The 21,837-nt window shown below is 49.5% G+C and carries 27 protein-coding genes and 1 pseudogene; 15 read left to right on the top strand and 13 right to left on the bottom strand.

What is annotated here, in order from left to right; genetic code table 11:
- Positions 1-433: 433 nt before the first annotated feature.
- The gene (locus ACUVQO_RS13905) at positions 434-2,140 is read right to left on the bottom strand and encodes an iron uptake porin (protein WP_445926461.1); all 1,707 of its coding nucleotides are present in this window, start codon (positions 2,138-2,140) and stop codon (positions 434-436) included.
- 277 nt (positions 2,141-2,417) lie between these two features.
- Here ACUVQO_RS13905 and ACUVQO_RS13900 point away from each other — a divergent pair, with 277 nt between their 5' ends.
- On the top strand, positions 2,418-2,633 hold the full coding sequence (locus tag ACUVQO_RS13900) for a hypothetical protein (protein ID WP_445926454.1): 216 nt from the start codon (positions 2,418-2,420) through the stop codon (positions 2,631-2,633).
- An 87-nt stretch (positions 2,634-2,720) separates the two neighbouring features.
- On the opposite strand, the gene ACUVQO_RS13895 is transcribed toward ACUVQO_RS13900, so the two are convergent.
- Positions 2,721-3,215 carry a PEP-CTERM sorting domain-containing protein gene (locus ACUVQO_RS13895; protein ID WP_445926455.1) on the bottom strand — a complete coding sequence of 165 codons (495 nt, stop codon included), beginning with the start codon at positions 3,213-3,215 and terminating at the stop codon, positions 2,721-2,723.
- Entirely contained in the window at positions 3,161-3,448 is a 288-nt protein-coding gene (locus tag ACUVQO_RS13890) for a hypothetical protein (protein ID WP_445926456.1), read from the bottom strand. Before ACUVQO_RS13890 ends, ACUVQO_RS13895 begins: the two co-directional genes overlap by 55 nt.
- A 309-nt stretch (positions 3,449-3,757) precedes the next feature.
- Here ACUVQO_RS13890 and ACUVQO_RS13885 point away from each other — a divergent pair, with 309 nt between their 5' ends.
- Positions 3,758-4,624 (top strand): class I SAM-dependent methyltransferase, encoded by an 867-nt coding sequence (locus tag ACUVQO_RS13885; protein WP_445926457.1) that lies wholly within the window; start codon positions 3,758-3,760, stop codon positions 4,622-4,624.
- A gap of 157 nt (positions 4,625-4,781) precedes the next feature.
- Here the strand turns inward: ACUVQO_RS13885 and ACUVQO_RS13880 are convergent, their stop codons facing one another.
- Positions 4,782-5,057: a MoaD/ThiS family protein gene (locus ACUVQO_RS13880; protein ID WP_233744507.1), complete on the bottom strand. Its 276-nt coding sequence runs from the start codon at positions 5,055-5,057 to the stop codon at positions 4,782-4,784.
- Positions 5,058-5,229: 172 nt separating this feature from the next.
- Positions 5,230-6,528, bottom strand: coding sequence for a threonine synthase (gene thrC, locus ACUVQO_RS13875; protein ID WP_445926458.1), 1,299 nt, complete (start codon positions 6,526-6,528; stop codon positions 5,230-5,232).
- 125 nt (positions 6,529-6,653) lie between these two features.
- Here thrC (ACUVQO_RS13875) and ACUVQO_RS13870 point away from each other — a divergent pair, with 125 nt between their 5' ends.
- On the top strand, positions 6,654-6,908 hold the full coding sequence (locus tag ACUVQO_RS13870) for a hypothetical protein (RefSeq protein ID WP_445926459.1): 255 nt from the start codon (positions 6,654-6,656) through the stop codon (positions 6,906-6,908).
- 18 nt (positions 6,909-6,926) lie between these two features.
- A complete protein-coding gene (locus tag ACUVQO_RS13865; RefSeq protein WP_445926460.1) occupies positions 6,927-7,448 on the top strand; it encodes a hypothetical protein in 522 nt (173 codons plus the stop codon).
- A 94-nt stretch (positions 7,449-7,542) separates the two neighbouring features.
- On the opposite strand, the gene ACUVQO_RS13860 is transcribed toward ACUVQO_RS13865, so the two are convergent.
- Complete coding sequence (locus tag ACUVQO_RS13860) at positions 7,543-7,797, bottom strand: hypothetical protein (RefSeq protein WP_445926459.1); 255 nt, start codon at positions 7,795-7,797, stop codon at positions 7,543-7,545.
- A 125-nt stretch (positions 7,798-7,922) separates the two neighbouring features.
- On the opposite strand from ACUVQO_RS13860, the gene thrC (ACUVQO_RS13855) reads away from it, so the two are divergent.
- Both thrC (ACUVQO_RS13855) and ACUVQO_RS13850 read left to right on the top strand, forming a co-directional pair.
- A complete protein-coding gene (gene thrC, locus ACUVQO_RS13855; protein ID WP_445926458.1) occupies positions 7,923-9,221 on the top strand; it encodes a threonine synthase in 1,299 nt (432 codons plus the stop codon).
- Between the two features lie 172 nt (positions 9,222-9,393).
- A complete protein-coding gene (locus tag ACUVQO_RS13850) occupies positions 9,394-9,669 on the top strand; it encodes a MoaD/ThiS family protein (RefSeq protein WP_233744507.1) in 276 nt (91 codons plus the stop codon).
- Between the two features lie 157 nt (positions 9,670-9,826).
- Here ACUVQO_RS13850 and ACUVQO_RS13845 read toward each other — a convergent pair whose 3' ends face one another.
- Positions 9,827-10,693, bottom strand: a complete 867-nt coding sequence (locus ACUVQO_RS13845) for a class I SAM-dependent methyltransferase (RefSeq protein ID WP_445926457.1) — start codon at positions 10,691-10,693, stop codon at positions 9,827-9,829.
- Positions 10,694-11,002: 309 nt separating this feature from the next.
- Between ACUVQO_RS13845 and ACUVQO_RS13840 the strand changes: the two genes are divergently transcribed.
- A complete protein-coding gene (locus ACUVQO_RS13840) occupies positions 11,003-11,290 on the top strand; it encodes a hypothetical protein (RefSeq protein ID WP_445926456.1) in 288 nt (95 codons plus the stop codon).
- Positions 11,236-11,730, top strand: a complete 495-nt coding sequence (locus ACUVQO_RS13835) for a PEP-CTERM sorting domain-containing protein (protein WP_445926455.1) — start codon at positions 11,236-11,238, stop codon at positions 11,728-11,730. The genes ACUVQO_RS13840 and ACUVQO_RS13835 overlap by 55 nt, the downstream gene beginning before the upstream one ends.
- Positions 11,731-11,817: 87 nt before the next feature.
- Here the strand turns inward: ACUVQO_RS13835 and ACUVQO_RS13830 are convergent, their stop codons facing one another.
- On the bottom strand, positions 11,818-12,033 hold the full coding sequence (locus tag ACUVQO_RS13830) for a hypothetical protein (protein ID WP_445926454.1): 216 nt from the start codon (positions 12,031-12,033) through the stop codon (positions 11,818-11,820).
- Positions 12,034-12,310: 277 nt separating this feature from the next.
- On the opposite strand from ACUVQO_RS13830, the gene ACUVQO_RS13825 reads away from it, so the two are divergent.
- The 4 genes and pseudogenes from ACUVQO_RS13825 (at position 12,311) to pip (ending at position 16,563) form a co-directional block, all read left to right on the top strand.
- Complete coding sequence (locus tag ACUVQO_RS13825; protein ID WP_445926461.1) at positions 12,311-14,017, top strand: iron uptake porin; 1,707 nt, start codon at positions 12,311-12,313, stop codon at positions 14,015-14,017.
- Between the two features lie 953 nt (positions 14,018-14,970).
- Positions 14,971-15,114 carry a nitrogen fixation protein NifZ gene (locus tag ACUVQO_RS13820; RefSeq protein WP_445926453.1) on the top strand — a complete coding sequence of 48 codons (144 nt, stop codon included), beginning with the start codon at positions 14,971-14,973 and terminating at the stop codon, positions 15,112-15,114.
- A 56-nt stretch (positions 15,115-15,170) separates the two neighbouring features.
- Positions 15,171-15,373, top strand: a pseudogene (nifT, locus tag ACUVQO_RS13815) (putative nitrogen fixation protein NifT).
- 239 nt (positions 15,374-15,612) lie between these two features.
- Positions 15,613-16,563, top strand: a complete 951-nt coding sequence (gene pip / locus ACUVQO_RS13810; protein WP_445926452.1) for a prolyl aminopeptidase — start codon at positions 15,613-15,615, stop codon at positions 16,561-16,563.
- Here the strand turns inward: pip and ACUVQO_RS13805 are convergent.
- Positions 16,549-17,586: a C39 family peptidase gene (locus tag ACUVQO_RS13805; RefSeq protein ID WP_445926451.1), complete on the bottom strand. Its 1,038-nt coding sequence runs from the start codon at positions 17,584-17,586 to the stop codon at positions 16,549-16,551. The two genes, pip and ACUVQO_RS13805, sit on opposite strands and share 15 nt — an antisense overlap.
- Before the next feature lie 461 nt (positions 17,587-18,047).
- Between ACUVQO_RS13805 and ACUVQO_RS13800 the strand changes: the two genes are divergently transcribed.
- The 3 genes from ACUVQO_RS13800 to ACUVQO_RS13790 all read left to right on the top strand — a co-directional run bounded on the left by ACUVQO_RS13800 (position 18,048) and on the right by ACUVQO_RS13790 (position 19,504).
- Complete coding sequence (locus ACUVQO_RS13800) at positions 18,048-18,371, top strand: type II toxin-antitoxin system VapC family toxin (RefSeq protein WP_445926450.1); 324 nt, start codon at positions 18,048-18,050, stop codon at positions 18,369-18,371.
- A 234-nt stretch (positions 18,372-18,605) separates the two neighbouring features.
- Positions 18,606-19,355, top strand: a complete 750-nt coding sequence (locus ACUVQO_RS13795) for a DUF4058 family protein (protein WP_445926449.1) — start codon at positions 18,606-18,608, stop codon at positions 19,353-19,355.
- The gene (locus ACUVQO_RS13790; RefSeq protein ID WP_445926448.1) at positions 19,331-19,504 is read left to right on the top strand and encodes a hypothetical protein; all 174 of its coding nucleotides are present in this window, start codon (positions 19,331-19,333) and stop codon (positions 19,502-19,504) included. Before ACUVQO_RS13795 ends, ACUVQO_RS13790 begins: the two co-directional genes overlap by 25 nt.
- 75 nt (positions 19,505-19,579) lie before the next feature.
- On the opposite strand, the gene ACUVQO_RS13785 is transcribed toward ACUVQO_RS13790, so the two are convergent.
- From ACUVQO_RS13785 to ACUVQO_RS13770, 4 genes are all read right to left on the bottom strand, one after another.
- Complete coding sequence (locus ACUVQO_RS13785) at positions 19,580-20,824, bottom strand: tetratricopeptide repeat protein (RefSeq protein ID WP_445926447.1); 1,245 nt, start codon at positions 20,822-20,824, stop codon at positions 19,580-19,582.
- 81 nt (positions 20,825-20,905) lie between these two features.
- Complete coding sequence (locus tag ACUVQO_RS13780) at positions 20,906-21,244, bottom strand: hypothetical protein (protein WP_445926446.1); 339 nt, start codon at positions 21,242-21,244, stop codon at positions 20,906-20,908.
- The gene (locus ACUVQO_RS13775) at positions 21,241-21,372 is read right to left on the bottom strand and encodes a hypothetical protein (RefSeq protein ID WP_445926445.1); all 132 of its coding nucleotides are present in this window, start codon (positions 21,370-21,372) and stop codon (positions 21,241-21,243) included. Before ACUVQO_RS13775 ends, ACUVQO_RS13780 begins: the two co-directional genes overlap by 4 nt.
- A gap of 3 nt (positions 21,373-21,375) precedes the next feature.
- Entirely contained in the window at positions 21,376-21,657 is a 282-nt protein-coding gene (locus tag ACUVQO_RS13770; protein ID WP_445926444.1) for a hypothetical protein, read from the bottom strand.
- Between the last annotated feature and the right edge of the window lie 180 nt (positions 21,658-21,837).

Raw genomic sequence — 21,837 nt, 5'->3', positions numbered from 1 at the left:
CATTTGTTCGGTTGTCAGCCTGTATTGATTGATTCAAGCCCGATTCTAGAGTTTGTCTGCGAGGAAGCAAACAAGCTCTCTAATTGTGGTATTTACTACTCTCAGGCTTCATTCTTGGATAACGATTTCTTGCCAACCATCGGTGAAAAACCCGATAGCTGGAAGTCGTCAGGGAAAAGAACGAAGCCAGGTTTGTTTAGGACTGCTCTGAACTGGTACATCAACGCAGACTGTAATGGCGCTGCCAACATTCTGCGTAAAGTAAGCATGACGCTGGGCTTAGACCTTAGCGGAGTGTCTAGGGGCGCTTTGACTCGTCCCCAGAGAATCAAACTCTGGTCAGCTAATGGAAAAGTGAAGGGGCACGGCTTTAGCCTGTCCCGTAACATCCGTTTAGAATCCCCGCGCATTCACGCCGGGGAGTAGTCAATCCCTAGAAACTGAATTGGGTTCTCAGGTTGAACACGTACACATTAGGGTTGCTGTCAAAGTTATTAGGGTTAAAGATGGCATAAAAGGCGGGAACCAGGGCAAGGTTGTCCGTGATGGGATAGTAGTAACTGGCTTCCAACTCGTACATGGTGCCACCATCGCCTCCCCCAGCGGCAAAGTAACGTCTGCCACTGCGGATATCCATCGGCATCAGGAAGGTAACCACCCCTAATGCTCCCTGCTTCAGCAGATCGGGGAAACCCAAACCTACCTGGAAGGATTGCACACTCACCGCTCTGTCAATGGGTTGCAAGCGGATATCGCTATAGCCGTAACGTCCGAAGATGCCAAATCCATTGGTAATGGCCCAGTCAAAGTTAACTGCAAAGAAATTTGCTGTGGCAGACTTTAATCCACCACTAAAGCCGTTCGCGATCGCAAACTCAGGGCCAGCATCTAAATAACCATAGGGAATGGGTTCACCCACAGCCCCCCCAACCTGGCCAAAGACCGCCTGCAGCCTGGAATAGTTGTACATCAAGCGCAAGTTGAACTTGGGGGAAGGGGAGAAGGTTAACTCGGCTGTTGTCGTATTGCTACCTCCAAATAAACCAAAGTTGGGATTGCTGGAGGTGTTCAATCCAGGAATTCCACCAGGCAGGAATTCCGTATTCTCACCCAGGTAGGCGGCTGCAAAGCGCAGCTGGGGGCTGATGTCCCACTCAATGACGGCTCCCGACCCGCGATCAATCGCATTGGATTGGGTACTGCCGATCGAATCAAAACTGCTAGCTCCGGTCAGGAAGAAGGTGTAGCGGTTAAAGTCAAAGTAGCGATACCAATTCACCCGGGGGCCAACCGTCACCTTTACAGCTTCACCCAGCGGGAAGGTATAGAACAAATCGTGAATCACCACCTGGGAACTGCCATTCACTGGCCCAGCCGATTGATCCGTAAAGGGAACTCCCCAGGAATTAAAGAACCCTGCTGAAGCGAATTGGTTCGCGGGTGAAATTCCATTCCCGGCAGCCAGTTGAGTTACCAGGCTATCTCTTCCGGTAAAGGAGGTATTGAGCGTCAGCCAGGTTAAATAGCTAAAGGTGATCTGAGCCTTATCTGTGGTTTGCACCAGCGGTCTACCGGTAACTGGATCTCGTCCAGCTAAACGAATATCCCCATTAGGAGCGGCACTGGGTGCTCTGCCATTAACGGGAATGGCTTCAAACTGAACGTTTTTCCCACCGGATGTCGCTCCTGTAGCATTAAACCAGGTCAACCCACTGAGCTTGGTCGTTGTGGAAAACTGCTGCTTTTCCAGGGTGGCGGTACGTACTTCCAGGGCATCCACCCGACCTCGAAGGGCAGAAAGCTCAGCCGCAAAGGCTTCTTGCAGCTTTTTCACGGTTTCCAGGTCTTCCTTTCTGACAAAATCAGCCGTGGCTGCGGCAATCAGTTCCTGAATTTTGTCCAAACAAGCATTCAGACCAGCGGCAAATTCCCAGCGGCTGAGCGCGCGATTGCCGCGATAGGTCTTATCGGGGTACCCCACAATACAGCCATAGCGCTCTACCAGAGATTTCAGTGCCTGATAAGCCCAGTCGGTTGGCTTGACATCCGTTAACTGAGAAACAGACGTAACCTGAGCTATATCTCCGCTCGGAGCAGAAGTGCCTTGGTGCAATTCGGCGACCCCAGACAGAGTATCCATTGCTCCAGAAGGTTCGTCTGCAATAGCTTCCGGTGTTGCAAACCCTAATGCGGCCCCAGAAATTAACAGTGCTGCCCCAAAGGCGGTCGATCGATTCTGCCTCAACCCATTGAAAAAAAGACAATTTGTCATTGAACCTCACACCAAAAGTACACACCAAAATCTACTAGGACACTCGTCCTCCTCGATAGGCGAGCATAACAGAATGACCAGGCCAATTATGTAATTTCTGCCACACCCGGAAGACGGATCTTGGCCAGATTATAGTTACTTTAAGGTGTCAAATACAAACCACTGGCCAGTATTCATGATGGGCTTTTCTGGAGATCTGCCTCTTCACCAACTGCAACCCTTAAGTCATTTTTCCAATCGTGCGGAAGATTACGCTCGATTGCGGTCTACTTATCCAACGGCTGCGATCGCGGCTATGCTCGATGGCTTAAGTATTTCCACTGACCTGATTACTGCCGATGTAGGGGCCGGAACAAAATGAATCGCCGTCTTTGAATAACTTCAAGGACAACGATTCGTTGACATCTTATTGAGAACTGTTCAAATTAAGGAAGCCACCGGCTTCTGCTTAAGCTTCCTGTTTGCGCTGCAGCCGCTTTCTGCCCAGGAAAGCTCCGCCTGCAGCGATCGCTCCCAGCATCGTGGTGGGTTCTGGAACAGCCGCAGAGTTACCACCATCAGACTCAGGCAGCAGACCACCAATTACTTTATCACTGCCGCCCCCAGCATTGACTTGCTGGAAGCGACCAACCACATCCAGAGACCCATCGCCAATTCCGGTTTTGAAAGCCGATTCCACAGCGCTGGCAGTTAAATTTGTCCCGCTAAACAGGAAGCTCACTGTTGTAGACTCACCTGCCTTTAGTCCTGCTGTCAGATTCCCACCCGCAAAGTTACCGGTGCCAGCGGAACGGATCCCCACGTCAAAGGTGCCATAGGGCTGCAAGGCTGCGTTTTGATAAAGATTTGTGAACGTGCTGGTTCCGGCATTGTAGGTGAAGTTCTTAATTAGCGAGGGTAAATCAAAGCCGACACCAACAAGAGTGGCTTGGGTAGCTCCCAAACCCAGGCTTCCATTAGTTGTATTTTGATGCCCAGATTCAATAGAACGTTGGAGCCATCCTGCACAAAGTTAAAGTCTAATAATGCGCTGGCACCAGTATTTTCAGTGCTTCCGTTGGCGGGATTGATAGACAGGGTAAATGCTTCTGCAGGGTTGCTGGCGAACATGGATGAAGCGATCGCCAGACCAATAGCAGTAGACAGAGCCAGGGAAGGTGAATTAATCCGATTCATGATGTTTCTTTCCTACTTAATTCGCTTGGATGAAGTTCAGTTCGTGTTAGATGCTCATGAATCTAAAAATCACCCATCAAACCAGGCTACAACTTGCGCCAAAACACTGAGAAAAGCGGGGCTAAGCGATATCTTCACCTTTCAGCAAAGCAATGGAAAAGTACTGATCAATTGAAAATTGCTGTAAATCCAGTCCACGCTAACGGCCAAGCTAAAGAGCGAACAGTACACTTGAGGAAGTGCGATCAACGAAGAGGGCGATCGTGCTGTACCGGAGTTTTTCCTGTTGTTTAATTGATTAACCTTACTATGGCAATCCGCAAAGATACTATCTTCGAGCGTTTTTTAGCTCCGGTGCTCAAATTATTTGTCAATCTGGAGGAGCTAAACCAGCTCTATCAAAGTATTGATTGGCAAACTGTCAGCCAGCGTTTAACCAATCCGGCAGTCATTTATCCGACTTACTACAGCAGTCAAAACTTTCACGGCATTGAAGGTGGTTATCTCACAACTGGAGCGGCTGTATCCTACGATGCTGTGACTCATTATGCGCTGCCTCCGGGAGAATCACTGGTACGGCAGGCATTAATTGATGCCATTCAAACCAAACCGCGCCGAATTTTGGATCTGGGCTGTGGCACTGGGTCTACAACCTTGATGCTGAAGCAGGCGTTTCCTGATGCTGAGGTGATTGGCCTGGATCTGTCTCCTTATATGTTGGTGGTAGCCGAGTACAAAGCACAACAGGCTGCAGTGAATATCCAATGGCGACATGGAAAAGCAGAACAAACTGGATTTCCATCGGCCTCCTTTGATCTGGTGACAGCCTCCTTATTGTTTCATGAAACCCCACCCGCGATCTCCCAGGCGATTTTGCGCGAAAGCCTGCGACTGCTAACGGTGGGTGGAGAAGTGTTGATTTTGGATGGCAATCAAAAAGTGCTGCGGCAAACGGAATGGCTAACCAACATTTTTGAAGAACCGTACATCCAGGACTATACGGCGGAAAGTGTGGATGCCTGGATGGGAGCAGCCGGATTTGGGGCCATTCAAACTCAGGATGTGTGGCTGCTGCATCAACTGACACGCGGCGTAAAACCCATCAAAGCTCAGTCCGTCAATTTTTCTGATCTGGATGTGGTGATCGACGGCATAGGGCAATGGGCACCGGGATAGTACTGCCACGCGGAATGAAAAATTCCCTCCTGAGTTGAGAATCAGGAGGGAAGGGAAGATTGAACTTGCGAGTGAAACCTTGTTTCAGTCCAGAGCTATCTCTTTTATAAGAGAACTATTGTTGGCTTGCTGGACTTAGCTAAATGGCTAATTCGGCTCAACCACCTGCGATCGCGGGAATAATGCTGACTTCATCCCCATCTTTGAGAGGAGTTTTCACGCCATCGAGAAAGCGAATGTCTTCACTGTTGACGTAGAAGTTAACAAAGCGACGCAGTTCACCGTTGTTGTCGCATAAGCGGCCCTTAATACCAGGACAATTCGTTTCCAGGGATTCCAGCAACTCAGCGATCGTACTGCCCTGACATTCAACCGTAGCCTGGTCGTTGGTTAGCTTCTGTAAGGGAGTTGGGATCAGTACTTTAACGGCCATAATAAATCGTGAAATAGAGCTAATGGACAGAGAATTATGTGGTCGCGCCTAGTCGCCAGGGTAAGACCAACGGCGGAATAATGTGATGACATGCACAGGACTTTTGTGAAACCTTAACAGTTAAAGTAGACAGGCTTCACGGTTTATTAACAGCAAGTAGCTTACATCAGGACTAAACCAGCACCTGTTGCCATTCCAGGCGATCCAGGGTGCGAGAACGCTCTAACGCCCGCTCGAAGCTATCCAGTTTGGGTTCGATCGTCAGCGGTTCACCGACATACCCCTGAACGGCTTCCTGGGTTTTCAGCCCATTGCCCGTGATGTACACCACGGTTGTTTCATCCGGGTCAATTTTGCCCGCTTCCACCAACTTCTTCAACACCGCCACGGTTGTTCCCCCAGCGGTTTCCGTGAAGATGCCTTCAGTTTCCGCCAGCAACTTGATGCCTTCGACGATTTCGGCATCGGTGACAGATTCAATATTACCATTGGTCTTCCGGGCAATATCGATCGCATAGACTCCATCAGCAGGATTGCCGATCGCGATCGACTTGGCAATCGTGTTTGGCTTCACCGGAGAAATAAAGTCTCGTTCTTCCCGGAACGCTTGAGCAATGGGAGAACAGCCTTCTGCCTGAGCACCACTGAACCGCACCGGCTTATCCTCTACCAGACCCACTTCTACAAACTCGCGGAAGCCTTTGTAAATCTTGGTGAATAGAGAACCCGAAGCCAGCGGTGCGACGATGTGATCGGGCAATTGCCAGCCCAATTGTTCTGCCACTTCATAGCCCAAGGTCTTGGAACCTTCAGAGTAGTAAGGACGCAGGTTGATGTTGACGAAGCCCCAACCGTGGGTATTGGCCACTTCCGAGCAGAGGCGATTTACCTGATCGTAATTGCCCTGGACGGCCATCACCGTGGGACTGTAGATTAACGTGCCCATGACTTTACCCGCTTCCAGATCCGCCGGAATGAAGACACAGCAATCCAACCCAGCATGAGCCGCGATCGCGGCAGTAGAATTCGCCAGGTTGCCGGTACTGGCACAGGACACAGTAGAAAAGCCCAGTTCCCGTGCTCGCGTTAAAGCGACGGATACCACCCGATCCTTAAAGCTGAGGGTGGGCATATTCACTGCATCATTTTTAATGAACAGCTTGTTCAAACCCAACCGCCGAGCCAGCCGATTGGCCTGCACCAGCGGAGTCATCCCCGTTCCCACATCGATCGGCTGATCACTTGCGACGGGAAGAAAAGCCCGATACCGCCAGATCGAGTTAGGGCCAGCCTGAATCGTTTCACGGGTCATGGTTTGCCGTATCGTGCTGTAGTCATAGACAACTTCCAGTGGGCCAAAGCAATATTCACAAACGTGGATAGCCTTCGACTCATACTCCGCTCCGCACTCTTTACACTGCAAGGCGCGGAAGGTAGCAGCGGACTTTGTTTTCAGTTGGGTTTGAGTCATGGGTTGAGTCTCTCAAGGGTGGTTAACGCACAGTTAATCTTCATTGTTGGGGATAGTAACACGGTGAAAAAGCATGGTCAAACATATCCGACTTTTTTAGTCGGGATTAATTCAGAGGTTCGGACTTGCCGCAGCAGAAAAACACCCAGCCTGATGATCAATCCTTTGCACAATCTAATGCTTCTCAGATTCCAGCAATCGGAGTTCTCGCAAGATTTTTGAATCAATTGGAAGATGCGCGGCAGAACTCCGATTGCTTTGGTTTGGCGATCGCTTATGCAGTGGGGCGACGCTTTACGCTTGAAAAGCAATTAAAGATTTGCAGAGGCTACCACCCGACACACAGGCCCGTATTCTCGAATAAAGTGGAACTGATGTAGGATGATTCACAAAGCATAATGATTCAACTCAATCCTGAGTTTCTCAAGAAGAATGGTAAACCGGAGTTCGTAGCTTTGCCTGGCTGGACAAGAACTAGCGTCCCAAAATCCGGCAAGCTTGCCAAAACCAGGGCGGCAGCAGCTTCGCTGAACAATTCCTATAATTCCTTTTATCGACAAGATGTTTATCGACAAGATGTTCCGGGGGCACAGCATGACACAAGACACCACCAAAAAGGAGAACGCCACGACCAAAGCCACGACAACCGCCACCACGGCCAAGACAACCTACGAAGGCACTGCCATTGCCCGCGCCATGGCGCGGGCAATGGCAGTGCCTTCGTAGGTTGTCTTGGCCGTGGTGGCGGTTGTCGTGGCTTTGGTCGTGGCGTTCTCCTTTTTGGTGGTGTCTTGTGTCATGCTGTGCCCCCGGAACATCTTGTCGATAAACATCTTGTCGATAAAAGGAATTATAGGAATTGTTCAGCGAAGCTGCTGCCGCCCTGGTTTTGGCAAGCTTGCCGGATTTTGGGACGCTAGTTCTTGTCCAGCCAGGCAAAGCTACGAACTCCGGTTTACCATTCTTCTTGAGAAACTCAGGATTGAGTTGAATCATTATGCTTTGTGAATCATCCTACATCAGTTCCACTTTATTCGAGAATACGGGCCTGTGTGTCGGGTGGTAGCCTCTGCAAATCTTTAATTGCTTTTCAAGCGTAAAGCGTCGCCCCACTGCATAAGCGATCGCCAAACCAAAGCAATCGGAGTTCTGCCGCGCATCTTCCAATTGATTCAAAAATCTTGCGAGAACTCCGATTGCTGGAATCTGAGAAGCATTAGATTGTGCAAAGGATTGATCATCAGGCTGGGTGTTTTTCTGCTGCGGCAAGTCCGAACCTCTGAATTAATCCCGACTAAAAAAGTCGGATATGTTTGACCATGCTTTTTCACCGTGTTACTATCCCCAACAATGAAGATTAACTGTGCGTTAACCACCCTTGAGAGACTCAACCCATGACTCAAACCCAACTGAAAACAAAGTCCGCTGCTACCTTCCGCGCCTTGCAGTGTAAAGAGTGCGGAGCGGAGTATGAGTCGAAGGCTATCCACGTTTGTGAATATTGCTTTGGCCCACTGGAAGTTGTCTATGACTACAGCACGATACGGCAAACCATGACCCGTGAAACGATTCAGGCTGGCCCTAACTCGATCTGGCGGTATCGGGCTTTTCTTCCCGTCGCAAGTGATCAGCCGATCGATGTGGGAACGGGGATGACTCCGCTGGTGCAGGCCAATCGGCTGGCTCGGCGGTTGGGTTTGAACAAGCTGTTCATTAAAAATGATGCAGTGAATATGCCCACCCTCAGCTTTAAGGATCGGGTGGTATCCGTCGCTTTAACGCGAGCACGGGAACTGGGCTTTTCTACTGTGTCCTGTGCCAGTACCGGCAACCTGGCGAATTCTACTGCCGCGATCGCGGCTCATGCTGGGTTGGATTGCTGTGTCTTCATTCCGGCGGATCTGGAAGCGGGTAAAGTCATGGGCACGTTAATCTACAGTCCCACGGTGATGGCCGTCCAGGGCAATTACGATCAGGTAAATCGCCTCTGCTCGGAAGTGGCCAATACCCACGGTTGGGGCTTCGTCAACATCAACCTGCGTCCTTACTACTCTGAAGGTTCCAAGACCTTGGGCTATGAAGTGGCAGAACAATTGGGCTGGCAATTGCCCGATCACATCGTCGCACCGCTGGCTTCGGGTTCTCTATTCACCAAGATTTACAAAGGCTTCCGCGAGTTTGTAGAAGTGGGTCTGGTAGAGGATAAGCCGGTGCGGTTCAGTGGTGCTCAGGCAGAAGGCTGTTCTCCCATTGCTCAAGCGTTCCGGGAAGAACGAGACTTTATTTCTCCGGTGAAGCCAAACACGATTGCCAAGTCGATCGCGATCGGCAATCCTGCTGATGGAGTCTATGCGATCGATATTGCCCGGAAGACCAATGGTAATATTGAATCTGTCACCGATGCCGAAATCGTCGAAGGCATCAAGTTGCTGGCGGAAACTGAAGGCATCTTCACGGAAACCGCTGGGGGAACAACCGTGGCGGTGTTGAAGAAGTTGGTGGAAGCGGGCAAAATTGACCCGGATGAAACAACCGTGGTGTACATCACGGGCAATGGGCTGAAAACCCAGGAAGCCGTTCAGGGGTATGTCGGTGAACCGCTGACGATCGAACCCAAACTGGATAGCTTCGAGCGGGCGTTAGAGCGTTCTCGCACCCTGGATCGCCTGGAATGGCAACAGGTGCTGGTTTAGTCCTGATGTAAGCTACTTGCTGTTAATAAACCGTGAAGCCTGTCTACTTTAACTGTTAAGGTTTCACAAAAGTCCTGTGCATGTCATCACATTATTCCGCCGTTGGTCTTACCCTGGCGACTAGGCGCGACCACATAATTCTCTGTCCATTAGCTCTATTTCACGATTTATTATGGCCGTTAAAGTACTGATCCCAACTCCCTTACAGAAGCTAACCAACGACCAGGCTACGGTTGAATGTCAGGGCAGTACGATCGCTGAGTTGCTGGAATCCCTGGAAACGAATTGTCCTGGTATTAAGGGCCGCTTATGCGACAACAACGGTGAACTGCGTCGCTTTGTTAACTTCTACGTCAACAGTGAAGACATTCGCTTTCTCGATGGCGTGAAAACTCCTCTCAAAGATGGGGATGAAGTCAGCATTATTCCCGCGATCGCAGGTGGTTGAGCCGAATTAGCCATTTAGCTAAGTCCAGCAAGCCAACAATAGTTCTCTTATAAAAGAGATAGCTCTGGACTGAAACAAGGTTTCACTCGCAAGTTCAATCTTCCCTTCCCTCCTGATTCTCAACTCAGGAGGGAATTTTTCATTCCGCGTGGCAGTACTATCCCGGTGCCCATTGCCCTATGCCGTCGATCACCACATCCAGATCAGAAAAATTGACGGACTGAGCTTTGATGGGTTTTACGCCGCGTGTCAGTTGATGCAGCAGCCACACATCCTGAGTTTGAATGGCCCCAAATCCGGCTGCTCCCATCCAGGCATCCACACTTTCCGCCGTATAGTCCTGGATGTACGGTTCTTCAAAAATGTTGGTTAGCCATTCCGTTTGCCGCAGCACTTTTTGATTGCCATCCAAAATCAACACTTCTCCACCCACCGTTAGCAGTCGCAGGCTTTCGCGCAAAATCGCCTGGGAGATCGCGGGTGGGGTTTCATGAAACAATAAGGAGGCTGTCACCAGATCAAAGGAGGCCGATGGAAATCCAGTTTGTTCTGCTTTTCCATGTCGCCATTGGATATTCACTGCAGCCTGTTGTGCTTTGTACTCGGCTACCACCAACATATAAGGAGACAGATCCAGGCCAATCACCTCAGCATCAGGAAACGCCTGCTTCAGCATCAAGGTTGTAGACCCAGTGCCACAGCCCAGATCCAAAATTCGGCGCGGTTTGGTTTGAATGGCATCAATTAATGCCTGCCGTACCAGTGATTCTCCCGGAGGCAGCGCATAATGAGTCACAGCATCGTAGGATACAGCCGCTCCAGTTGTGAGATAACCACCTTCAATGCCGTGAAAGTTTTGACTGCTGTAGTAAGTCGGATAAATGACTGCCGGATTGGTTAAACGCTGGCTGACAGTTTGCCAATCAATACTTTGATAGAGCTGGTTTAGCTCCTCCAGATTGACAAATAATTTGAGCACCGGAGCTAAAAAACGCTCGAAGATAGTATCTTTGCGGATTGCCATAGTAAGGTTAATCAATTAAACAACAGGAAAAACTCCGGTACAGCACGATCGCCCTCTTCGTTGATCGCACTTCCTCAAGTGTACTGTTCGCTCTTTAGCTTGGCCGTTAGCGTGGACTGGATTTACAGCAATTTTCAATTGATCAGTACTTTTCCATTGCTTTGCTGAAAGGTGAAGATATCGCTTAGCCCCGCTTTTCTCAGTGTTTTGGCGCAAGTTGTAGCCTGGTTTGATGGGTGATTTTTAGATTCATGAGCATCTAACACGAACTGAACTTCATCCAAGCGAATTAAGTAGGAAAGAAACATCATGAATCGGATTAATTCACCTTCCCTGGCTCTGTCTACTGCTATTGGTCTGGCGATCGCTTCATCCATGTTCGCCAGCAACCCTGCAGAAGCATTTACCCTGTCTATCAATCCCGCCAACGGAAGCACTGAAAATACTGGTGCCAGCGCATTATTAGACTTTAACTTTGTGCAGGATGGCTCCAACGTTCTATTGAATCTGGGCATCAAAATACAACTAATGGAAGCCTGGGTTTGGGAGCTACCCAAGCCACTCTTGTTGGTGTCGGCTTTGATTTACCCTCGCTAATTAAGAACTTCACCTACAATGCCGGAACCAGCACGTTCACAAATCTTTATCAAAACGCAGCCTTGCAGCCCTATGGCACCTTTGACGTGGGGATCCGTTCCGCTGGCACCGGTAACTTTGCGGGTGGGAATCTGACAGCAGGACTAAAGGCAGGTGAGTCTACAACAGTGAGCTTCCTGTTTAGCGGGACAAATTTAACTGCCAGCGCTGTGGAATCGGCTTTCAAAACCGGAATTGGCGATGGGTCTCTGGATGTGGTTGGTCGCTTCCAGCAAGTCAATGCTGGGGGCGGCAGTGATAAAGTAATTGGTGGTCTGCTGCCTGAGTCTGATGGTGGTAACTCTGCGGCTGTTCCAGAACCCACCACGATGCTGGGAGCGATCGCTGCAGGCGGAGCTTTCCTGGGCAGAAAGCGGCTGCAGCGCAAACAGGAAGCTTAAGCAGAAGCCGGTGGCTTCCTTAATTTGAACAGTTCTCAATAAGATGTCAACGAATCGTTGTCCTTGAAGTTATTCAAAGACGGCGATTCATTTTGTTCCGGCCCCTACATCGGCAGTAATCAGGTCAGTGGAAATACTTAAGCCATCGAGCATAGCCGCGATCGCAGCCGTTGGATAAGTAGACCGCAATCGAGCGTAATCTTCCGCACGATTGGAAAAATGACTTAAGGGTTGCAGTTGGTGAAGAGGCAGATCTCCAGAAAAGCCCATCATGAATACTGGCCAGTGGTTTGTATTTGACACCTTAAAGTAACTATAATCTGGCCAAGATCCGTCTTCCGGGTGTGGCAGAAATTACATAATTGGCCTGGTCATTCTGTTATGCTCGCCTATCGAGGAGGACGAGTGTCCTAGTAGATTTTGGTGTGTACTTTTGGTGTGAGGTTCAATGACAAATTGTCTTTTTTTCAATGGGTTGAGGCAGAATCGATCGACCGCCTTTGGGGCAGCACTGTTAATTTCTGGGGCCGCATTAGGGTTTGCAACACCGGAAGCTATTGCAGACGAACCTTCTGGAGCAATGGATACTCTGTCTGGGGTCGCCGAATTGCACCAAGGCACTTCTGCTCCGAGCGGAGATATAGCTCAGGTTACGTCTGTTTCTCAGTTAACGGATGTCAAGCCAACCGACTGGGCTTATCAGGCACTGAAATCTCTGGTAGAGCGCTATGGCTGTATTGTGGGGTACCCCGATAAGACCTATCGCGGCAATCGCGCGCTCAGCCGCTGGGAATTTGCCGCTGGTCTGAATGCTTGTTTGGACAAAATTCAGGAACTGATTGCCGCAGCCACGGCTGATTTTGTCAGAAAGGAAGACCTGGAAACCGTGAAAAAGCTGCAAGAAGCCTTTGCGGCTGAGCTTTCTGCCCTTCGAGGTCGGGTGGATGCCCTGGAAGTACGTACCGCCACCCTGGAAAAGCAGCAGTTTTCCACAACGACCAAGCTCAGTGGGTTGACCTGGTTTAATGCTACAGGAGCGACATCCGGTGGGAAAAACGTTCAGTTTGAAGCCATTCCCGTTAATGGCAGAGCACCCAGTGCCGCTCCTAATGGGGATATTCGTTTAGCTGGACGAGATCCAGTTACCGGTAGACCGCTGGTGCAAACCACAGATAAGGCTCAGATCACCTTTAGCTATTTAACCTGGCTGACGCTCAATACCTCCTTTACCGGAAGAGATAGCCTGGTAACTCAACTGGCTGCCGGGAATGGAATTTCACCCGCGAACCAATTCGCTTCAGCAGGGTTCTTTAATTCCTGGGGAGTTCCCTTTACGGATCAATCGGCTGGGCCAGTGAATGGCAGTTCCCAGGTGGTGATTCACGATTTGTTCTATACCTTCCCGCTGGGTGAAGCTGTAAAGGTGACGGTTGGCCCCCGGGTGAATTGGTATCGCTACTTTGACTTTAACCGCTACACCTTCTTCCTGACCGGAGCTAGCAGTTTTGATTCGATCGGCAGTACCCAATCCAATGCGATTGATCGCGGGTCGGGAGCCGTCATTGAGTGGGACATCAGCCCCCAGCTGCGCTTTGCAGCCGCCTACCTGGGTGAGAATACGGAATTCCTGCCTGGTGGAATTCCTGGATTGAACACCTCCAGCAATCCCAACTTTGGTTTATTTGGAGGTAGCAATACGACAACAGCCGAGTTAACCTTCTCCCCTTCCCCCAAGTTCAACTTGCGCTTGATGTACAACTATTCCAGGCTGCAGGCGGTCTTTGGCCAGGTTGGGGGGGCTGTGGGTGAACCCATTCCCTATGGTTATTTAGATGCTGGCCCTGAGTTTGCGATCGCGAACGGCTTTAGTGGTGGATTAAAGTCTGCCACAGCAAATTTCTTTGCAGTTAACTTTGACTGGGCCATTACCAATGGATTTGGCATCTTCGGACGTTACGGCTATAGCGATATCCGCTTGCAACCCATTGACAGAGCGGTGAGTGTGCAATCCTTCCAGGTAGGTTTGGGTTTCCCCGATCTGCTGAAGCAGGGAGCATTAGGGGTGGTTACCTTCCTGATGCCGATGGATATCCGCAGTGGCAGACGTTACTTTGCCGCTGGGGGAGGCGATGGTGGCACCATGTACGAGTTGGAAGCCAGTTACTACTATCCCATCACGGACAACCTTGCCCTGGTTCCCGCCTTTTATGCCATCTTTAACCCTAATAACTTTGACAGCAACCCTAATGTGTACGTGTTCAACCTGAGAACCCAATTCAGTTTCTAGGGATTGACTACTCCCCGGCGTGAATGCGCGGGGATTCTAAACGGATGTTACGGGACAGGCTAAAGCCGTGCCCCTTCACTTTTCCATTAGCTGACCAGAGTTTGATTCTCTGGGGACGAGTCAAAGCGCCCCTAGACACTCCGCTAAGGTCTAAGCCCAGCGTCATGCTTACTTTACGCAGAATGTTGGCAGCGCCATTACAGTCTGCGTTGATGTACCAGTTCAGAGCAGTCCTAAACAAACCTGGCTTCGTTCTTTTCCCTGACGACTTCCAGCTATCGGGTTTTTCACCGATGGTTGGCAAGAAATCGTTATCCAAGAATGAAGCCTGAGAGTAGTAAATACCACAATTAGAGAGCTTGTTTGCTTCCTCGCAGACAAACTCTAGAATCGGGCTTGAATCAATCAATACAGGCTGACAACCGAACAAATGTATTATCTCCTTACTCGTTGTGATACCAGCACTGAGCAACAAAAATGAGTATAAATTTATGGCTAAACTCTCAGCTAAAGATCATGAGTATCGGCATGAGGGGAACGCGGTTTTCCTGATCAACTGCCACTGTTAAGCAGTACATCAAATCTCAGACTGGTAAGTAACGGGCAGGCTAAAGCCTGCGGCTGCGTTTCATCCCCGGCTTAAAAGACCGGGGTTCTCACGCGAGTTTTCTATAGTCATAGGATTAAAACTTTCACTATATCCAGTCATTAACTGTAGCCATCTACAAGGTAATTCAAATTATAATGGATTGTACTGTGATTAATCGTTGCCTATTAGATCTCTATGTGATCACCAATCCATCTTGCAAACTACATATCCTACAAGTTTTCTGCCGCTTTTCAAATTAGACTAATTCCTGACCCCTGTTCTCCCTTCACTATGAGATCCCATACAAACCAATAAAATTAAAATCGATTCTCTCCCTATTTTTGATATTGGTCAAAAAATGTGATTGCGAAAGCTAATTCGTAATGATGATACTTTTTCCAGAAAAGATATTGGCGTAATCTTGGCTAAAAAGGGTGATGTTGGCTACATCGTCAGTATTGGAACTTATTTGCAAAGTTACTACATTTATGCCGTGCATTTTATGTAAACAGGCTATGTTGTCGATTGTCGCTACAAGGAACTTGAATCTGCAGAGGAAAATTAATGAAAGTCATGTTACGCCGTAATAATCTTGGTCATCTCACAGTCTATGTAGCCAAAAAGATTTAGAAGAAGAAGTTGTCAAAGAAGCTAAAAAAGATAACGAAAAAATCTTTACACTGGCTAACGGCTGGGAACTCGCGATCGCCGATCTGCAAGAACTGCTGAAGTTGCCGCAAACAGTAGAAGCTAGAAGGATTGCTTGAGAAGTTTTGAGTATCAGTTTTGAATGTTAAGTTCAATGTGGGCTTAACACACCGAGCTATGAGCTACTCTCATCCCTAACGCATGGAATTTAACTTTGAAGGACAATTTTTGGGCTTTGCTGGAGAGCGGGGTAAGTTCAAATACTTGCGGTTGGGAATGGTTTCAGAGGAACTAGAAATTAAGATTCCCCAATCTAGCTGTAGCATGGATTCAGCAAACCGTTGGGCTGAACCATGTCATGAGAGAGCTGTATCCGCCGATTACCCCTTATCAGTCAGGGATGTTGCAGGTTTCCGACTTGCATCAAATTTATTACGAGCAATCTGGGAATCCCCAGGGCAAACCTGTTGTTTTCCTGCATGGGGGGCCGGGAGGAGGCAGCATTCCTATGTATCGGCAATATTTCAACCCCGATCGTTGGCGGATCATTATCTTTGACCAACGGGGATGCGGCAAAAGTACTCCTCACGCTGAGTTGCGAGAGAATACCACCTGGCATCTGGTGGCAGATATGGAAACCCTGCGAACCCATTTAGGAATTGATCAATGGGTGGTATTTGGCGGCAGTTGGGGTAGTACCTTGTCTCTGGCCTACAGTCAGACTCATCCAGAACGCTGTTTAGGGTTGATTTTACGGGGTATTTTTTTATTACGGCAGAAAGAGATTCACTGGTTTTATCAAGAAGGAGCCAGTTATATTTTCCCCGATGCTTGGGAAGAATACCTGAAACCAATTCCACCCAATGAACGACAAGATTTATTAAGGGCTTATTACAAACGTCTGACGGATCCCGATCGCACTGTGCAACTCACAGCCGCCCGTGCCTGGTCAATCTGGGAAGCCAGCACCAGCAAACTGTTTCAGGATCCGGCTTTAATCAGTACCTTTGCAGCAGATGAGTTTGCCGCTGCCTTTGCTCGCATTGAATGCCATTACTTCATGAACAAAGGCTTCTTTGAGTCAGACAACCAGTTGATTGAAAAGGTCGATCGCATCCGCCATATTCCGGCAGTGATTGTGCAGGGCCGGTATGATGTGGTTTGTCCAATGGTGTCTGCCTGGGAACTGCACCAGGCATGGCCAGAAGCAGAATTCATCATCATCCCCGATGCTGGACATTCGATGATGGAACCGGGCATTCGCAGTGCCTTAATTGAGGCCAGCGATCGCTTCTCATCGTTTTTTTGACAACTTATGGAACCAGATATAATCTTCACCTTCGGGGGAACATTTGGCTTGAATTAAACGGTTGGAATAGTACAGATTTTTCCCAGACAGATCATTACGATAGCCAGTAGAAGTCCACTGGCCATAGGGATCGTTGACGAAGAAGCCATACGGGTCATATCCCCGCACCACAATAATATGACCAAAGCTGGTGAAATAGCCGTGAATAATGCAGGGCCGTCCTTCTGCGATCGCCTTCCGCAAATCGGATAATCGACCTCGCATCGTGAACTCATCCACCAGTCCATAGGCGGCTGCCATCTTGGCTAAGTCATTCGGTTCCCAACGGCTCAAGCCATTTTTTTCCATGTATTGATAGAGTTCGTCGGCTAGTTGCCCTGTCCCTGTCCCTTTGATTTGAAAATAAGTCATCACCATTGCAAAAGAAGTGACATTGCACGCCCCGGTAGGATTGAACTCATTGTCCAACTGACTATCATAGGGAATGTTGAGATTCTTGCTACTGGGTAAGTTATCGAAGGGAGGAGGAGGAGGAATGGGAACAACGACAGGCTGGGTATTGATGAACTGAATATCAGGGGCATAGGCAAACCAGGTGTTTCGGGGTGGATTACCATAAGCGTCCCAAAGCAGGGCTAGTTTCAAGTGATTATTGTTGGCCGTTGCCCAGGACTGCAAATTAAACACTCTCCCTGCCAGAATGGCTATCTTGTCTGTCGCAGGGAGTTGGGAAGAATCGACAGGAGCCTGTTTGAAGACTGTATTGCGCAGTACTTTTAAGCTGGGAGGTCTGAATAATTGAACGTGGGGAGTAAACACACACCAGGTATTGCGGGGTGGCGTTCCTAAAAAACTGCCGAATAAAGCAACTCTCAGGTGATTCTGGTTCACCACTTTCCAGGAATGAATATCCAGAATCGTCCCAGCAGCGACCGAAACCTTATCCTCTGGTGGCAGTTGGGAGGCATTTTCCGTGGTTTGCTTGAAAAGCGTATCCTGAATGACTTTAAGCTGAATGGGCATGACTCTATCCGTATATTCTGTGCGAGGGGTCACTGTAATTTTCCCCGTTCAGCATGGCATTTTGTGCCGAAAGTAATAAGACTTTGTTGTTTACCGCCCTGTGTCACCGATGCCAGCGAATTCATCACAGATGATTGTGTCAAAATGCCAGAGTGAGAGTTGTCAGAATTCAGCTACCTCTCCTCCTTTTGAAGAACTTTAGAGAAACAAATTATGAGTAGTCCCATCATTACAAAAGTCCTTGAAGAAATGAATAATTTGCCAGATGACCTGCAACAAAAGGTTTGACAGTTTGTCACGACTCTTCACCAGCAACACTTACAATCTTCTGATAATGCCTGGGATGTATGAGAATCCCTCACTGGAACCGTTGAAGCCCCTGCCGATTGGTCAGCCGAACATGATCATTACCTCTACGGCACCCCCAAACATCAGGAACCTGAATCATAAGCAATGAGCGCTTGTTTCTCGACACCGCATTCATTCAAGCCCTGCTCAATCCCCGCGACGACTATCACAACCAGGCCAAACAATTGTTTCCCCGTGTTCGTACCGCCTCCGAAGTCTGGATCACAGAAGCCATCTTTGCTGAAGTTGGTAATGCCTTGAGCGTATTCAACCGCAACGGAGCCGTTCAATTCATCCAGCAGTGCTATCGTACCGACAACATCAAAATCGTCAGCGTCGATACCGAACTCCTGATGCAAGCCCTCGCTCTCTATCAATCCCGCCCCGATAAAGGCTGGGGCTTAACTGACTGTATTTCCTTCGTGGTCATGCAATAGCAAAACCTGACCGATGCCGTAACAGGCGCGCAGCGAAGCTGATCCCTTCGGGTGCGTCATTTTGTCCAGGCAGGCTTCGTGTCCTGATGCTGGATACTCAGTAAGCCTTTTAGACTTCCTCAGCAAGTCCTAATTACGACCAACCGCGATCGCGTGCTCACAGAACGAGGGGGTATCATTCATAATGAAAGCATTCTGACAGTCAAGCTCACTCAGAACTCGCTGGGGTAGCCCATGCCCCAGTTTCCAGGCATGAACCCTTATCTGGAAGGATATTTGTTTCAAGACTTGCACAGTGCATTAGCCAGTCGGATTCGCGCACTCTTAACGCCGCTGCTGCGACCTCGTTATGCCGCACGGCTGGAAGTGTCCACGGTGCAAGATACCAGTTCAAGTGAGGAATTGGGAATCATCTATCCGGATGTGGAAGTGGTCAAAACATCCGATTCTTCTGGCTTGACCAAAGAACAAACGGCTGTTTTTACCCCAGCAACCCTAACTCTCCCACCGCCCATCACGCTGCGAATTCCCACGGTTGAAGTGAGAGAAGTAACCGGCAATCGATTGGTCACCTGTATCGAAATTCTCTTCTACGCAAACAAACGTCAGCTTGGTTTTGAGCAGTACCAACAAAAGCGCGATCGCCTGATCCGATCAGGAGTGCATCTGGTTGAGATTGACTTGATTCGGCGCGGCAGGCGAGCCATTGTGGAGTCTTTGCTGCCCAAGTCTCATTACTGTATTAGCGTCACTCGTGCCGGCGATCGCATCGCTGTGTGGGCGCTGAACATGCAGGAGCCATTGCCGACCATCCCGATTCCGTTGCTGCCCTCTGATGCGGATGTACCGCTGGATTTATCGCAGGCGATCCATCAGGTTTATGAGGAAGCCGACTATGATTTGACGATCGATTACAGTCGCCAACCGTCACCACCGCCGTTATCTGATGCCGAACAGCGATGGCTGAAGACGATCATGGGTTAAACAGGCCATGTCCAACCAGCGGGGCGATCGCACGGGTTCCTGAGTCGATCTCACCCTGGCTACCTGTACCCCCCGCCGGATGGTTGGGTCGCGTCTATCTGCGATCGCCCTCTACCCACAACCAACAGCGATCGCGTTTGCCCCAGTGAAAACCGCTATAAATGAGGGTATGTTGCGATAGAACTGGTTACCCCGCCCATGTCCTTTCCGTTCCCTGGAACGTGTTATTTGTGAGTTATCCACTGGATGAGCAGCACCAAAATCAATGCTGACACTCCTAATAAAATGTAGTGCCACCCTTTTAAACGGGAGACGAAAACTGACAATTGTGCCCTTGGAGCAGGAGCGGGCTGTTGCAGTTCAGTAATGCGATCGAGCGCGTATTGTTGCAACGGTTCGTAACCAATTGTGCTGGCCAGTGCAGCGGAGTGTTGCAGGGTCGCAATGGCGGCATCGATCTTTTGCAGCCGGATTTGGCAAGCAGCCACAAAGAGTAGGTTGCGGCTCTGGCTGTATTGATCGCCAATCTGCTCATAAATGCTCTGTGCCTGTTGCAGATATCCTAAGCCTGCTTGTGGGTCTTCCTGCAACTTACCAAACTTTTGCAGAACGTTGGCTTCCCCCAGGCGATCACCCACTTCCCGATACAGACCGATCGCCTGCTCATAGTTCGTCAAGGCTTCGCTGCGACGGTCAAGAAATTGCAGCACATCGCCGATCGCTTGTAACGTGTTGGCTTCCCCCAGGCGATTGTTTGTAGCGCGATAAACATCTAGGAGTTGTTGTTGCAAATAGGTGCGAATCAAGGGCTGAAATTGAAATGTCCAGCCTTCAGGACGATAAGTTTCTTGCAACAATGACCGCTTAGCCAGTTGTCGCAGTTGAGCTTCGGTCACACTGGAGTCTCTGGCAATTTTTAACAGTTTTTGGGTAAAGGGCATGGGAAAGGCCCAAACCTCAAACAAAACTGCGAGCAGCGTTTCATCTAGCCGCCGCAGGCTTTTCTTTAACACAATCTCAATACTGGTCTGGGGATCGCCCCGGTGCAGTCCCACGATTTTCAGCAGATTCAAGTCCGCCCGTTGCAACCCAGAAATGGGCGGGTGATCTCCAGCTACCTCTTTCAAGAAACCGACGGTCAGATTCAGCAACAGCGGATGCCCATCGGCTGCGACCACATACTCCCGCAATTCTGGCTCATTGCCCTGCACCTGTTGCGCCCTGAGCAAGGCTACCCCTGCCTCAACAGGCAGTCCGCCAATGGAGTAGGAGCGAGTGTGGCCAAGCTGATTCGCTGGCAAATCAGGGCGTTCCCGACTGGTGATCAGCAGTATACTCCGCCCCCCCGTTTCAAACCAACGTAGAAAGAAATGGTAGTAACCCTGATCTCGCCACTGCCCAGTTGGTTCCAGTAGCGTTTCTAAATTGTCCAGCACCAGCAAACATCGTTGTTGGGCCAGTCGATTCAATGCCTCCGTCGTGAGCTGAGCATCCGTCCAATCAGGACTGGGCTGATAGCCAAACCATCGCCCAAACCATCGCCCAAAGACCTAAAACGGTGGAAACTCTTGCTCAGAAAATAAAGGACGAAAGCTGACCCAGAATTTTTTATGAAACCCCTCGACCTGCTCAAACACACGCGCTGCTAATGCAGATTTACCGTAGCCTCCTACCCCCAAGATCTGAATCAATCGCACATCCGTCGTCAGGTCTGCCAGAATTTGCTGTTCTTCCTGGCGCGGTTGCCAGTGATAGTAGGGCGGCAGTGTTTCATCCAGCGTGACATCGATCTCCGTCAAGGGTGCATAGTTGTAGACATTAACGTCTCCCTGTTTGACGTTAAAAATATCACGGTCTGCGTTTTGGTCACCCGTTGGCCCCACACTCAAGACCCACCATACTTGTTGCCCTGTCCTGCATCCTCAATATTGAAGATGTCTCGTCCAGCATTTTGGTGATAAATCCGGTCAGCCACATCGGCGGTTTGATTGTGGACATTGATAATTTGATTGGCCATCTGCTACACGTCCGCTGCAAATGTCTGGTCTTCATCCATTTCCAGGTCGAGGTACTTTGTCACCTTTTCTAAAGCCGCAGGAGTTCCCTCTTTTTCCACCTTAGCCAGGGCAGTCTCAGCCCGTGCGTTCCCCCTGAATTGTGCCCAGATTGCCTTTCGCAGCTCATTTGCTTTTGCTAATGCTTCTCCCGTCAGCTTTTTAGCGGCTTCCCCCGTACTCGACTTGATGAATTCATTGAACGCAAGTTGGGCGATCGAGCCTGCTGCTAAGGTTACAGGTTCCATAGCACTTCCTCAATCTCACTTGATTCTCTTTACTATGGCAAAAGTTGAGGCGATCTCGCAAAGTGTTACAAATTCCTAGTATGAGCCTTAACCCCAACAATCCTAGACAGCAACAGTTGGCCCCTTAGAAAAGCTGGCTCACCAGGCAGCGAAAACTGGGCAAAATTGGGCTGGTCAATT

Source organism: Leptodesmis sp. (assembly GCF_052746595.1).
Note: the sequence above shows the minus strand (reverse complement) of the source record. Positions and strands in the feature narration are given on the sequence as shown.